12 protein-coding genes and 1 tRNA gene are annotated in these 13088 nt (G+C 40.9%); 4 read left to right on the forward strand and 9 right to left on the reverse strand.

Annotated features, from left to right (window positions below):
* Window positions 1-9: 9 nt before the first annotated feature.
* The 3 genes from ODU41_RS07240 to ODU41_RS07250 all read right to left on the reverse strand — a co-directional run bounded on the left by ODU41_RS07240 (window position 10) and on the right by ODU41_RS07250 (window position 4118).
* Window positions 10-1749: an ABC transporter ATP-binding protein gene (locus ODU41_RS07240; protein ID WP_105136406.1), complete on the reverse strand. Its 1740-nt coding sequence runs from the start codon at window positions 1747-1749 to the stop codon at window positions 10-12.
* Entirely contained in the window at window positions 1749-3476 is a 1728-nt protein-coding gene (locus ODU41_RS07245; RefSeq protein WP_029186307.1) for an ABC transporter ATP-binding protein, read from the reverse strand. The genes ODU41_RS07240 and ODU41_RS07245 overlap by 1 nt, the downstream gene beginning before the upstream one ends.
* A 569-nt stretch (window positions 3477-4045) precedes the next feature.
* Window positions 4046-4118 (reverse strand) — tRNA-Thr (locus tag ODU41_RS07250).
* Between the two features lie 168 nt (window positions 4119-4286).
* Between ODU41_RS07250 and ODU41_RS07255 the strand changes: the two genes are divergently transcribed.
* Genes ODU41_RS07255 through ODU41_RS07265 form a run of 3 tightly spaced genes read left to right on the forward strand, consistent with a single transcriptional unit; the run spans window position 4287 to window position 7050 of the window.
* Window positions 4287-4757, forward strand: coding sequence for a ferrous iron transport protein A (locus ODU41_RS07255; RefSeq protein ID WP_014637631.1), 471 nt, complete (start codon window positions 4287-4289; stop codon window positions 4755-4757).
* A complete protein-coding gene (gene feoB / locus ODU41_RS07260) occupies window positions 4754-6898 on the forward strand; it encodes a ferrous iron transport protein B (RefSeq protein WP_074391766.1) in 2145 nt (714 codons plus the stop codon). The genes ODU41_RS07255 and feoB overlap by 4 nt, the downstream gene beginning before the upstream one ends.
* Window positions 6898-7050, forward strand: coding sequence for a FeoB-associated Cys-rich membrane protein (locus ODU41_RS07265; RefSeq protein ID WP_395383216.1), 153 nt, complete (start codon window positions 6898-6900; stop codon window positions 7048-7050). The genes feoB and ODU41_RS07265 overlap by 1 nt, the downstream gene beginning before the upstream one ends.
* 52 nt (window positions 7051-7102) lie before the next feature.
* On the opposite strand, the gene ftsX is transcribed toward ODU41_RS07265, so the two are convergent.
* The 6 genes from ftsX to ODU41_RS07295 all read right to left on the reverse strand — a co-directional run bounded on the left by ftsX (window position 7103) and on the right by ODU41_RS07295 (window position 12231).
* Window positions 7103-8032: a permease-like cell division protein FtsX gene (gene ftsX / locus ODU41_RS07270; RefSeq protein WP_023369636.1), complete on the reverse strand. Its 930-nt coding sequence runs from the start codon at window positions 8030-8032 to the stop codon at window positions 7103-7105.
* A complete protein-coding gene (ftsE, locus tag ODU41_RS07275; protein ID WP_023369634.1) occupies window positions 8025-8717 on the reverse strand; it encodes a cell division ATP-binding protein FtsE in 693 nt (230 codons plus the stop codon). Before ftsE ends, ftsX begins: the two co-directional genes overlap by 8 nt.
* A gap of 142 nt (window positions 8718-8859) precedes the next feature.
* Window positions 8860-9955 (reverse strand): peptide chain release factor 2 gene (gene prfB, locus ODU41_RS07280; RefSeq protein WP_398578840.1). Its coding sequence is split into 2 segments (ribosomal slippage): window positions 8860-9882 and window positions 9884-9955, totalling 1095 coding nucleotides; the frame shifts between segments, so codons are not numbered across the junction.
* A gap of 34 nt (window positions 9956-9989) precedes the next feature.
* Window positions 9990-11117: a tRNA epoxyqueuosine(34) reductase QueG gene (queG, locus tag ODU41_RS07285; RefSeq protein ID WP_398578836.1), complete on the reverse strand. Its 1128-nt coding sequence runs from the start codon at window positions 11115-11117 to the stop codon at window positions 9990-9992.
* A 40-nt stretch (window positions 11118-11157) separates the two neighbouring features.
* A complete protein-coding gene (locus ODU41_RS07290; RefSeq protein ID WP_014637625.1) occupies window positions 11158-11646 on the reverse strand; it encodes a VanZ family protein in 489 nt (162 codons plus the stop codon).
* A gap of 168 nt (window positions 11647-11814) precedes the next feature.
* Window positions 11815-12231 carry a TM2 domain-containing protein gene (locus ODU41_RS07295; protein ID WP_398578837.1) on the reverse strand — a complete coding sequence of 139 codons (417 nt, stop codon included), beginning with the start codon at window positions 12229-12231 and terminating at the stop codon, window positions 11815-11817.
* 133 nt (window positions 12232-12364) lie between these two features.
* Here ODU41_RS07295 and ODU41_RS07300 point away from each other — a divergent pair, with 133 nt between their 5' ends.
* Window positions 12365-12754: a hypothetical protein gene (locus ODU41_RS07300; RefSeq protein ID WP_238708521.1), complete on the forward strand. Its 390-nt coding sequence runs from the start codon at window positions 12365-12367 to the stop codon at window positions 12752-12754.
* Window positions 12755-13088: the final 334 nt, after the last annotated feature.

Genomic DNA, 13088 nt, shown 5'->3' on the forward strand with positions numbered 1-13088 from the left:
AACTGCTTATTACACCTTTGCTTGAATCTCATGCATTTGAGCATATACTCCACCACGTACAACCAATTCTTCATGCTTCCCATGTTCAATAATTCGACCTTGATCTAAGACAAGAATCTGGTCTGCATTTTGAATGGTAGAAAGTCGGTGAGCAATAATAAAGGTTGTCCGACCTTCTTTCACCACTTCCATAGCATGTTGGATAATTTCTTCCGTCTCCGTATCAATATGAGAAGTTGCTTCATCCAATATCAGAATTTTAGGATCAGAGTAGAGTGTCCGCGCAAAGGCAATCAACTGACGCTCCCCACTTGAAAAGGCCGCCCCCTTCTCAACAACTGGTTCATCAATCCCTTTCTCTAAGCGAGATAGCATAGGCCCTGCACCAACTTTTTCTAGCGCCTGCATGATTCTTGTTCTATCTGCTTCCTCTTCATTCATGGAAACATTGCTGGCAATCGTCCCTGTAAAGAGATAGGGATCTTGCAAAACAATCCCCATGTGACTGCGCAGACTTTCACGAGAATAATCACGGATGTTTTTCCCATCAATCAGTACACGTCCCTCCTGTGGATCATAGAAACGATAGAGGAGGTTCATAATAGAAGACTTACCAGACCCAGTATGCCCAACCAGAGCAACTGTTTCTCCTTTTTCTGCCCGAATGGTAATATCTTTCAAAACTGGTCTGTTTTCTTCATAGCTAAAGTTCACGTGTTCAAACACGACTTGCCCTTGTTCAACTTCCAAAATACGATCACAGTCGTCCTCCACCTCTTCTTCTAGAAGGGCCATTAGACGCTTACCTGTTTCAAAAGAGCGAAGCATATTTGGGAACTGTTGAACCAGCGCTCCCAAAGCAATGAAGACTCCTTCGATATAGTTGACATAAACAAAGAGTTTCCCAGCTGTAACTCCATCCTGTCCCGCAAGAAACTGATAGCCGACTACCGTTAAAATCGCAGCAATGACCAAATTTTGCAGAAAACCACTCAGATTCCACGTTGCAAGAGACTGGGCCCAGATAATCTTATTATCTGCCCGACGCATCTTATCAGCAGTCACTTCAAATTCTCTCATGATGCGCTCTTCTTGTCCAAAAAGTTGAATCAAACTTGCACCATTCATGGTCTCATTCACCTGCGTATTGACGTCACTCCTTGCATCATAAAAATCCTTCATTGGCTTGTCTGTCATTTTCTTGTAAGCAAATTGAATACCGATATAGAGTGGTATTAAGAGTAACATCAGCCAACCGAGACTCCTATTCATGTAAAATAGGACACCGTATGTAAAGAGCAAACGAACAATATTGTTAAAGGCATTAACTAAGGTCCCATAAAATTGTGTCCGCAGGGTTTCTGTATCATTGACAATTCTAGTTGCAATTTTTCCAGCGGGCTTATCATCAAAATAAGAAATAGGCAACCGTTGCATAACATCGTAGGCTTGATTACGTAGATTTTCAGCAATACGATTGGCGCAATGCATGAGTAAACGCATAGATAGGTAGAAGCCAATAGCTCCCAGAATAATCATTCCCATGTATTGAGCTGACTGGTTTAAGAAAACAGCTTCATCAAAGGGCAATCCCTTGCTTAAATCCGTAATCGGTCCATCAATCGCCTGCTGAATCAGCAAAGGAGCCAATCGCACCATGGTCGAAGCCAACAGATAGAAGCCGACAGCTACTATAAATAGCCACTTGACACGACCGATTTGTTTTAATAAAAAACCTAAAATAGTCATTACTCTCCTCCTTCCTGGCTTTGTTGTCGTTGGTATTGTTCATAGTACCAACCTCTTTGGGCAAGCAAATCAGCTGGACGCCCCTCCTCAACGATACGCCCCTCATCCAAGACTAGTACCCAGTCTGCATGGTTGACAGCAGATAGACGATGGGTCACGATGACATTGGTTTTGCCTGCACGTTCTTTTTGAATATTTTGGATAATCTGGCGTTCTGTCCGAGCATCCACTGCCGACAAAGAATCATCTAGAATTAGCAAATCTGGCTCTCGCAGGAAAGCACGGGCAATGGAAATCCGTTGTTTCTGACCGCCAGAAATAGATACACCACGCTCACCAATCATGGTATCAAGACCATCACTCATCCGTTTTAAATCTTGACTAAAAGCTGCTGTGGCAATGGCTTGTTCAATCTCCTCAGAGCTACTAGCTACTTTCCCAAGGGCAATATTTTCTCCAACAGACCTTGAAAACAAAATGTGTTCTTGTGGAACATAGCCAATTTTTTCCTCTATACTAGAACGTTTAAAGTCTAAAACAGATTGATGATTGATGAAAAAATTTCCCTGACCAATCGGATACTGGCGTAAGAATTGGCGAACCAAGGTCGTTTTTCCCGAACCAGTCTTCCCAACGATACCTACAGTTTGCCCTGCTTTCAGTGTCCAATTGATGTCCTGTAGGCTGGCTCTTTCTGCCTGTGGATAACTAAAGCTATAATTTTTGAAGGAAATACTAGACAGCTCTGCAATTTCCTTAGAACCATCAGCCTCCAAATCATCACCCGTCTCAATCAGCTCTTGCAGTTTTTCAAAAGATGTCTTACCAGTCTGATAAACAAGGATGAAATCTGCTAGTGTCCAAAACGGCTCTAAAAGCGAACCGACATACAATTGAAGGGCAATTACTTGTCCCAAGGTCAGTTGCCCTGCTTTCACGGCTTGTGCCCCCATGAGAAGCACGAAAATAGTAGATAATCCCAAACAGACTGTGGCTAATGGATTATACAATGATTGCAAGGAAGTGATGCGATCCCCACCCTGAGCCAATTGCTTGGTACGAGCTTGAAATTGAGCCTTTTGAGTTGCTTTTTTACTATAAGCCCGAGTCACTCGAATGCCTTCGATGACCTCCAAAACTTCATTATTGAGCTGGGCTACAGCTTCCCTATTGGCATCAATCGCCTTATCTTGTTTTCTCCCGATAAAAAATATACATAGTGTCATGAATAGCATCGGTAGTAAAGCTACTAGCGAAATTTTCCAATCAATGAAGAACATCGTGGGAATGATAAAAGCCAACATACCGCCTGCATAGACGACAATCATAAGACCGTAACCCACCATCTCCATCAGGCCATCCACATCCGTTGAAAAACGAGTCATGACATCTCCTGAGCGGAATTTTTCATAAAATGGAGTCCGCATGGTTACTAATTTTTTAAAGGCACGTTGCTGCATGTCAAACTTGAAGTTGACAGAGGCCTGAAATAATTTCAGATGCCAAATGAAGGCTGTTGCATAGTTCAGTACTGTTACCAATAACAATAAGGTCATCTCCTGAACCAATATGGCCTGAGTCAATTCATTCTTGGTCAGTATATCGACCATCCGCTGTATGATTTGCGTTGGTAGCAAAAGTGTGGCGTCATAAATAATCAAGGTCACAGCAACCAATAGATAGAGCCACTTATGACGCTTGATGTAGTCAAAAATTAATCGAAACATATATCTCCTTTACAAATCTATAACCTATCATTTGCCACTTTATTCAATAAGCAACAATTGATAGACGTTATACTCAATGAAAATCAAAAGTAGCCTAGAAAACGATGTCGAAGATAGAACTGGAGTTCATCAAGGCAAGTTGACAACGGATAATTTTGATTTTCGAAGAGTATTACCTTTCTAAGCGCGCAAAAAAGCCCAGGGAAGCATTTCACTCCACCTAGGCTTGCGTAAGTCCACAAAAATAGACCAGCTCTTGAACATAGTCGACAATTTTTATCACACCATGGCCACAGTGCTTGATTGTCTCAATGTTTCAAAATATAGCCCACGAAAAACTTCATAAGTTTATCAATGAGCCCTGTTTTCCTGCTTAGAAAGGAGTGTATGATAAAAAATAGCTTGCTGCATGACAAGTTGCTTGTTCATTTGTTTTACTCCTTTCATATTTCTAAGCCCTATTCTACCACAATAAACATTCATGTCAAGGGATTTTTTGACAATTGGGGCGAATTTAGGACAAAAATAAGAAAAAACCTTGTCAAACAAGGTCTTTCGATAGTATTCGATGCTAGTTGCCGGGATTGAACCGGCGACCTCATCCTTACCATGGATGCGCTCTACCGACTGAGCTAAACCAGCAGTACTTGACTAGTATATCATATCTCTAAAAAAAGTCAATGGATTTTTTGGAAATATGGAAAAAAATAAAGAGAAAACAAGTCCGAAAATAAGTCATTCCTAAAAATTATCTGACACTTTTAAGGAATTATGCTATACTATTGTTATAAAAATCACAAAGGAAACGATATGAAACTGCAAAACCTTCAAGTTGGACAATCTTATTTAGTCAAAGATTGTCTAACGCAAGATGATATTCGTAAACACTTAGCGCACTTGGGTTTAAAAGTCGGAGAAGAGATTCGCATCATTTCAAAAACCAAGACCAATGCTATTTTCCAAGTCAAGGCAAGCCGTCTAGCCCTAGATAGAGAAATTATTGAATCTCTGGTTTTAATAGAAAAGTCAGCTACGGAAATAATCAATCTATCTGAGGCACCTATTGGTAGCTCAGCTAAGGTCATGGACATCTATGCAACAGGTGCACTCCGTCGTCGCCTCATGGATATGGGACTTACAAAGAACACGCAGCTATTTCTCAAAAAAGTCGCTCCCTTGGGCGATCCAATCGAAATTACCTTGAGAGGATACGAGCTGACACTACGCAAATCCGAAGCGCAAATGATTGGTGTTCAAATCACAAGCGAGGTGAAGAAATGACAAAACACATCGCCCTTGCAGGAAATCCAAATAGCGGAAAAACAACTCTTTTCAACCTCCTAACAGGGACCAACCAACGTGTTGGTAACTGGCCTGGAGTCACCGTTGAAAGAAAATCTGGAACAATCAAAAAGCGAAAGCATTTACTAATTCAAGATTTACCAGGTATCTACTCGCTGTCTCCCTACACACCAGAAGAACGGGTTGCCAGAGATTATTTGATAGCGGACCAACCAGCTGCTATCCTCAACGTCCTTGATGCAACAAACTTGGAGCGAAATCTCTATCTGACCTTGCAGTTATTAGAAATGGGCCTTCCTACTGTTATCGCCCTCAATATGACAGACGCCCTGAAAAGTCAAGGTCGCTCAATAAACAGCGACCAACTCTCCTATCAACTGGGAGTTCCTGTACAGCCTATCAGTGCACTAAAAAAGCTAGGTATATCCCAGCTCCTCCATGAAGTAGAAAAAATTACCAATCAGCAAGCCGAGCCAATCTATCCTCAGTATGATAAGCAATTTGAAGCCGGTCTCGCCCAAGTTATTGACCTATTATCGGATTCCATCCCAAATCATCAAAAACGCTTCTACGCCATTAAGCTACTCGAACAAGATCAAGTCATTCTAGATCAATTGCAACTCAATGCACAAGACATGCTTGATTTGACCGAAATCATTGCCATTTTGGAAAAAATTTACGCAGACGATATGGAAGCCATTATCGTCAATCAACGCTACCAATTTATCGAGAAAATCACAGAACTGGTCACAAAAGACAGCGATAAGACTTTTAACCTGTCTGATAACATCGACCGACTTGTTACCAATCGTTTTCTTGCCCTCCCTATCTTTGCGGCAGTCATGTGGCTGACCTACTTCCTGTCTATTCAAACGGTTGGTACAATGGGGACGGACTGGGTAAATGATGTCCTATTCGGAGAGCTTGTTCCAGGCCTTATTCAGGAAAATCTAGATCGATTTGAAATCGCTGGCTGGCTACAATCACTGGTCCTTGATGGCATTATTGCAGGATGCGGAGCCATTCTCGGTTTTGTACCACAAATTTTCGTCCTCTTCGTCTGCTTGGGAATCTTGGAAGACATTGGCTATATGAGCCGAGTCGCCTTTGTCATGGATAGGATTTTTAGACGTTTTGGTCTATCAGGTAAATCCTTTATTCCCATGTTGATTTCCACAGGCTGTGGCGTTCCTGGAGTCATGGCAAGTCGGACTATTGAAAATGAACAGGACCGAAAAATCACCATTATGACAGCAACCTTCATGCCCTGTTCTGCCAAACTTCCTATCATTTCTCTGGTAGCCGGTGCTTTCTTTCCTGACAATCCTTGGATTGCTCCAAGCGCCTATTTTGTCGGTATGGCCGCCATCGTCCTATCCGGAATGGCACTAAAAAAGACCAAGCAGCTCGGTGGAGTCGCAAGCCCCTTTATCATGGAATTACCATCTTATCACTTACCGAAACTCAGTACGGTTCTCCGGTATGCATTCGATAAGGCGCTTAGTTTTATCAAACGAGCTGGTACCATTATATTTGTGACCAACATCATTATTTGGTTCAGTAGTTCCTATAATTGGTCTTTACAAATGGTAGAAACAGATGAGAGTATCTTAGCCTCCATTGGACGCAGTTTTTCTCTCCTCTTTGCCCCACTTGGTTTTGGAAATTGGCGAGCAACTGTTGCAGCCATTACAGGTCTCTTAGCCAAGGAAACCGTCATTGCCACCTTTGGTATCCTCTATAAATTAGGAGAAACAACCGAAGAAAATCCCGAACTCTGGGGGCTTTTACAACAAGACTATACAGCATTATCAGCCTATTCCTTCCTAGTCTTCAATCTCCTCTGTGCCCCTTGTTTTGCGGCTATTGGTGCCATTCACCGTGAAATGGGAGAAGCCAAATGGACATGGATTGCTATCGGTTTCCAAACAGGTTTAGCCTATGCAAGTAGTTTGGTTATCTATCAGATTGGTCTTGTACTTATCTACGGACAATTACCAACCGTCTGGACATTTATCGCTATCTTTCTAATTATCACAGCCATCTACAGCCTAGTGAAAAAACCAGCCAATACTCTTCCAATCGTCACGCTAAAAACATTAGAAAAAGGAGAATATTAATGCCTACTCTTATCCTCTTTCTCATCATCATCATCTTATTTTCTCTTGCTATTCGCAGTCTCATCAAAGGAAAAGGATCCTGCGGAGATTGTTCCTGCGACTGTACTATTAAGCAAGAGATGAACAAATCTTCTCACCATAGACATCCATAACAAAAAGGTCTGCCTCATTATTGTGCAGACCTTTTTACATGTAGCTTGTCTATTAAATTTTTAAGTAGCGGTTCATGGAAATGACTGATCCCAAGGAACCAATAATAATACCAATTACAAAAAGTGCGCCAATCATTCCTGGAACAAAGACATTCATACTAATCAGAGACAAATCTTGACTAGCAAGACTAGCATTTACTGAAGTATAGATCATCTTATAAAGAGAATAGACTAAAACAGAAGGTAAAATAGCTCCGAGGAACCCTACCCAGGCACCTTCCCAGAGGAATGGTCCACGAATATAACTGTTTTTAGCACCAACCAGACGCATAATCTGAATTTCACGGCTACGAGAAATAATGGTAATTCGAATAGTATTGGAAATCAAGAAGACCGCCGTAAAGAGCAACAAACCAGTCGCTGCCAATCCCCAAGTCCGAACTAAATCAGCCAACTTGAAAATGCGCTCTGTCTCTACTTCACCATCTCGAACCTCTGTAACACCATCAATTTTTGCAATTTCTGCAGCCACAGATTTAACATAATTTGGATCTGTCGTATCAATGATATAAGCATCGTAAAGTGGATTGGCATCTCCTTGGAATAAGTTCCAAGTGTCTCCCAAGGTAGCTGTTAATTTCTGCAACTGTTCATCCTTACTTGAATAAGTAACAGATTGTACATTTTCTATAGCTGTAATCTGATTATACACCTTTTGATAATCTGGATTAGCTACCGTCTCTCCTGCTTCGTTCACAATCGTCTCAGCTTGATCAGTTGAGTTCGCTCTCAAGTATACATTGATGCGTACATTCTGTTCCAAATCCGAAGCAAGCTTTGCTGTGTTTAAAATAACTGAAGCAAATAGACCAACCAAAGTAAGAGTAATCGCTACAGATGAGATAGCTGCAATTGTCATCCAACCATTTCGCTTCAAACTCTTCAATGATTCAATAAAATGTCTAAAAAATCGTCTAATCATCGTATCCATACTCTCCTTGTTCTTCATCCCGTACTACTCGACCGTCTTCGATCGCGATTACCCGATGGCGGAGGGTATTAACAATCTGGCTGTTATGAGTTGCCATAAGAACCGTTGTCCCCTGCAAATTGATTCGCTCCAATAGATTCATGATTTCCCAAGAGTTTTCAGGGTCCAAGTTACCAGTTGGTTCATCAGCAATCAATACTTTAGGATTATTTACAATGGCACGGGCAATAGCAATCCGCTGTTGCTCACCACCTGAAAGTTCATTTGGGAAAGAACGAATCTTGTGCTTCAAACCAACCAAATCTAAAACTTCCATTACACGTTTCTTGATATTCCGTGGTTTCTCACCGATAACTTCCATCGCATAAGCAATATTTTCAAAGACAGTCTTTTTAGGTAAGAGTTTGTAGTCTTGGAAAACCACTCCTACACTACGACGTAGAAGAGGAACATCTCTCTTTTTAATTTTTGCAAGGTCAAACTTACCAACCTTTAGACTCCCCTTATCGAGCTTTTCCTCCCGATACAAGAGTTTGATAAAGGTTGACTTACCTGCACCAGAAGGACCTACAATGTAGGCAAATTCTCCCGCTTCAACATTGACTGATACTCCGCGAAGGGCAGTCGTTCCGTTTCCATATTTCTTGGAAACGTCTTTCATTTCTATTATTCCCATAGGATTTCCTGTCTTAGACAGTCCTTTCTTTAGATTTGAGAACGTTTTTTTCAAAATACAGTCCGTATTCTCTCAAAAAACTTCCTTGATGAGCGAAAAACTCTCTCTTATATACAAGCACCTCACTTGTAAATACAGGATCTTAGCTAATTCGCCATTTTAAATAAGCATCTATAAAGCCGTCCAAGTCTCCGTCCATAACCTTATCGACTTGAGCCACCTCATAACCAGTACGGTGGTCTTTTACCATTGTATAAGGTGTAAAGACATAAGAACGAATCTGACTTCCCCAAGTGATCTCTTTCTTGTCTCCCTTGAGTGAGTCAACTTCTGCCGCTTTCTTCTCCTGCTCCAATTGATACAATTTAGCCTGCAAGAGTTTCATTGCACGGTCTCGGTTTCCATACTGAGTACGGTCAACTGTGGACTGAGTCACAATCCCTGTCGGAATGTGCGTCAAGCGAACACCAGTTGAGACCTTGTTGACGTTCTGTCCACCAGCACCTCCTGACCGGAAGGTATCCATCTTCACTTCATCATCTCTGATTTCAATTTCAATGGTATCGTCCAACTCAGGCATTACCTCTACAGATGTAAAGGAAGTATGACGACGCTTAGCTGAGTCAAAAGGTGAGATGCGCACCAAACGATGAACACCCATTTCTGACTTAAGCAAGCCATAGGCGTTTGGTCCAGTAAAGCTTAGAGTTACGGACTTAATACCTGCCTCATCACCAGCTTGATAATCCAAGGTTTCCACTGTAAAACCTTTGGCATTTCCATAACGCTGATACATCCGCAGGAGCATTTCTCCCCAGTCTTGTGCCTCGGTACCACCCGAACCTGGATGGATTTCCAAGATAGCGTTATTGTGATCATAGGGTTCCGACAAGAGCAAGGTCATCTCGTAGGCAGTCATGACTTTGTCCAATTCTGCCAACTTCTCAACCAGTTCATCCCGAACAGACTCATCTTCTGCCAGAAAATCTAGCAAAATTTCGGATTCATCATATAAATCCAACATCTGATGGAAATTTCCATAAGTATTTTTTAATTCATTCAACTCCTGAGACGTCTTCTGGGCTGCCAAATTATCATTCCAGAAATCTGGCTCCGTCATCTTGTTCTCAAGAATGGCAATCTCTTCTTCCAGACCTTCTAAGTCAAAGAGACCCCCTAAAGGAAGTTAATTTTTTGCCAAGTTCTTCAATCTTTTGGCGAATTTCTGCTGTATCCATATACACCTCATTTTTATTCATAATCTTTATTATATCACATTTGCAAGTCCTTGACCATGTTGAGAAAGGCTGTTTGCTCTGCTATGACATCATCATTGTCTGATGAAATACCTGCGATAAAGTCTACCATTTCATCATTGGGCTGTTTGACCAATTGCCCCAAGGCCCAGATAGCCGTTGCCATGTGGACCGGATTTTGTTTTTTATCGATGATTTCTAGGAGTTTGGGAATAGCAGAGCGATCATTACTATTAGCCAAGGCTATGATGGCATTGCGCTGGAGAATATTTTTCCCTCGCCAAGAACCAGCAATCATACCAAATTTTTCCTTGAATTGCCCATTTGACAAGTCCAAGAAGGGAATCAGCTCAGGCTCGGCCAAATCAGGGTCGATCTCCACCACAGGTGGACTGGAAATTCCCTTGTTGTAAGGACAACAAATCTGGCAAATATCACAACCATAAATGACCGTCTTGATTTTCTTACGAAACTCCAAGTCCATCATACCCTTATCTTGTGTCTGAAAGGACAGACAACGGCGGGCGTTCATGGTCGTGTCACCTAACAAACAAGACGTCGGACAGGCTGCAACACAGCGATTGCAATCACCACAATCGTAATCTACTGGTTGATCTGGTTCGATGTCCAGGTTGGTCACTAATTCTCCTAGAAACATATAGGAACCAAATTCCTTAGAAATGACTAGCCCATTCTTACCGATAAAGCCTATTCCAGCTCTTCTGGCAACAGCAGTATCCACCAAAGCTCCTGTATCTACCATAGCCTTGTATTCCAAACCATCCGTCAGTCTCTCAATTCCCCGTGCCAAACGCTCCATCTTATCTTGCAAGATATAGTGGTAATCAAGCCCCCATGAACTAGGGGTAATCTTCCCACGTTTGTATTGGGTCTTCTGCGGTTTAACAGGCAAATGTCGAGGATAAGCTACCGCGATAGAAATGATGGTTTTGGCAGATTCTAACGACAGTTTGGGACGGATACGTTCTTCGATATTCTTGTGTTCAAATCCTGACGAACGCCCTTCTTCCTGACTAGCACGAAGTGATTTCTCCAAATAAGCAAAATCATCAGCCGTTGTAAAACCAATCTTCGAGATTCCGATTTCCTGAGATAATTTAATAATCTCTTCCTTAATATTCATTATATTCATTTTAGCAAACTTTGGATATATTTAGCAAGACCTACATAGCTAAATAAGTTATTAATATAACAAAAAACGTTAGAACAAAACAAAAAATATTCATACGAACATAGGCCTTCTCCCGCCAAATACTGGTCAAGACATACATGATATTAATACCGATTGCTCCCCCTAAGCCGTTAGCCAGTAAATCAGTTATATCTGCAACCCCAAGTAAAAGAAGATATTGCAGAACCTCAAAGCAGAGACTCACTAACATAATCAAACATAGATTAGTCACCCACGATGCCTTGCGAAATAGCATTTCCATATAAATACCAAAGGGAATAAAACTTACAATATTAAATAGAATTTCTGGAAAATCCAGCACTCCATCATAGACCGCTGTTCCTGCAAACGGAATTAAGTTTATACTAGCATAACCATAGCGTCCATATACGATGCTCAAGTCCATCTTAAAGACAATCATCCAAGTAAGTAAAAGGAGATAGGCAAAAAATAAAAACATACTCATTTTCTTTGTCTGCATACAAATTCTCCTCTCAACTAGCATATTTTATCATTATATCATAAATGCTGTTCTATAAAATGTCACTTCTGTGACAAAGCTCGTTTCATATTACAAGTACTTTACAGCCTACTAAAAACAGAAAAGGAAGACACTACCAAGCCTCCCCTTATTCCCAAAAATATCTTATTAAAATGTCTGATTGCTATGCTGAAAAGCCTTATATTGATGGATTTGTAGCATCAAACGCTCAAAGTTCGCTTCCTTACATGCTCGCATGATTAAGAAGCAATCAATAAACTTCCACAAATAAAGTCCAAAAAATAACAAGAACCCAATCAAGATAAATAGCGTAACAAAAGATACTGCAAAAGCAATCAGCTTGGCAAATCCCAATTCTTTATTCCTGACATAAAAACGGTCGACACCAAACTCCCCGAAGAAAATAGCCAAAATAAGAGCGACAAGAGGTTGACGCATCTCAACCATCATAACAACGTTTAAAGCCTCATCGTCTAAATCTTCTAGTTCTTTTTGCAGAATGAATAACTTATCAGATGGCAAATAACTGCTTTTACTTAAAATATAATTCTGAAGATAATTCATATAAACTCCTACCTCTTCAAAATTATAGCAGTTTCTTATTCTTCAAGCAAGCCTGTAGGGGAAAACAGTGTCAGAAATCGTTTACATTTTTTTCTTTTTTGCTATAATGAAACTAGATTACAAGGAGGTTCATATGAGAGTTATTATTCATTATCCAAAACCTATCAAACAACTATCCTCCCAAAAACTTCCGCTCCTGGTAGATGGAAAAATTGCTGGGACAGTTACTCAAGGTAAAATTCTAAGCTTACCAATTACACAACCATCTGTTACACTAAGCATTCGAGGGGATAAAAAATCGAGCATTCAAGTTAAAGAAGGCGATAGGGTCCAAATAGTAGAAAACAGTAAATACTTCATTCTCTACTATTTCAGCTTGGCTATCGTACCAATCGCCTTACTGTTTAACTTACCAACTCTTGTCAAAACCATCCTCCTCATACTAGCACTAGCCATTACTTTCTTGGGACAAGCAATCTTCCCAAAATACATTATCAGTACAGAAAAAAGCTCAGACCACTAAATCTGAGCTTTTTCAAATGATATAGTCTTCAGTTTGCTTTTAGTACAAGGCAACGAGGCGCAGGAGGCTGGGCAAAAAGCCCAGAACCACTACTCAGAGTTCGTGTCAACATCTCAGCGCAGTGGTTGATTGGCAGATTTGTTCGTGTTTTGCACTCCAAATCTGGCCTAATCAACTGTGCGGGGGTGGGAAGACGAACTCTTTTTATCTTGGTTGAGTTCTTATACGAAAACTCAAAAGAATGCAAAAACTCCCTCCCTATGATATAATCAAAGCGAAAAATTTTTTATGTTAGGCTACTAGCTCGTCCCTAGTAGTCTTTTTCTGTGCTAAA

Origin of the sequence: Streptococcus sp. 2022WUSS083 (assembly GCF_044427155.1) — a bacterium.
Lineage (GTDB): Bacteria > Bacillota > Bacilli > Lactobacillales > Streptococcaceae > Streptococcus > Streptococcus hashimotonensis.

Coding starts and splice junctions, on each gene's coding strand:
- ODU41_RS07240 (WP_105136406.1), bottom strand. CDS start 1,749: ATGACTATTTTAGGTTTTTTATTAAAACAAATCGGTCGTGTCAAGTGG.
- ODU41_RS07245 (WP_029186307.1), bottom strand. CDS start 3,476: ATGTTTCGATTAATTTTTGACTACATCAAGCGTCATAAGTGGCTCTAT.
- ODU41_RS07255 (WP_014637631.1), top strand. CDS start 4,287: ATGAAACTGCAAAACCTTCAAGTTGGACAATCTTATTTAGTCAAAGAT.
- feoB (WP_074391766.1), top strand. CDS start 4,754: ATGACAAAACACATCGCCCTTGCAGGAAATCCAAATAGCGGAAAAACA.
- ODU41_RS07265 (WP_395383216.1), top strand. CDS start 6,898: ATGCCTACTCTTATCCTCTTTCTCATCATCATCATCTTATTTTCTCTT.
- ftsX (WP_023369636.1), bottom strand. CDS start 8,032: ATGATTAGACGATTTTTTAGACATTTTATTGAATCATTGAAGAGTTTG.
- ftsE (WP_023369634.1), bottom strand. CDS start 8,717: ATGGGAATAATAGAAATGAAAGACGTTTCCAAGAAATATGGAAACGGA.
- queG (WP_398578836.1), bottom strand. CDS start 11,117: ATGAATATTAAGGAAGAGATTATTAAATTATCTCAGGAAATCGGAATC.
- ODU41_RS07290 (WP_014637625.1), bottom strand. CDS start 11,646: ATGCAGACAAAGAAAATGAGTATGTTTTTATTTTTTGCCTATCTCCTT.
- ODU41_RS07295 (WP_398578837.1), bottom strand. CDS start 12,231: ATGAATTATCTTCAGAATTATATTTTAAGTAAAAGCAGTTATTTGCCA.
- ODU41_RS07300 (WP_238708521.1), top strand. CDS start 12,365: ATGAGAGTTATTATTCATTATCCAAAACCTATCAAACAACTATCCTCC.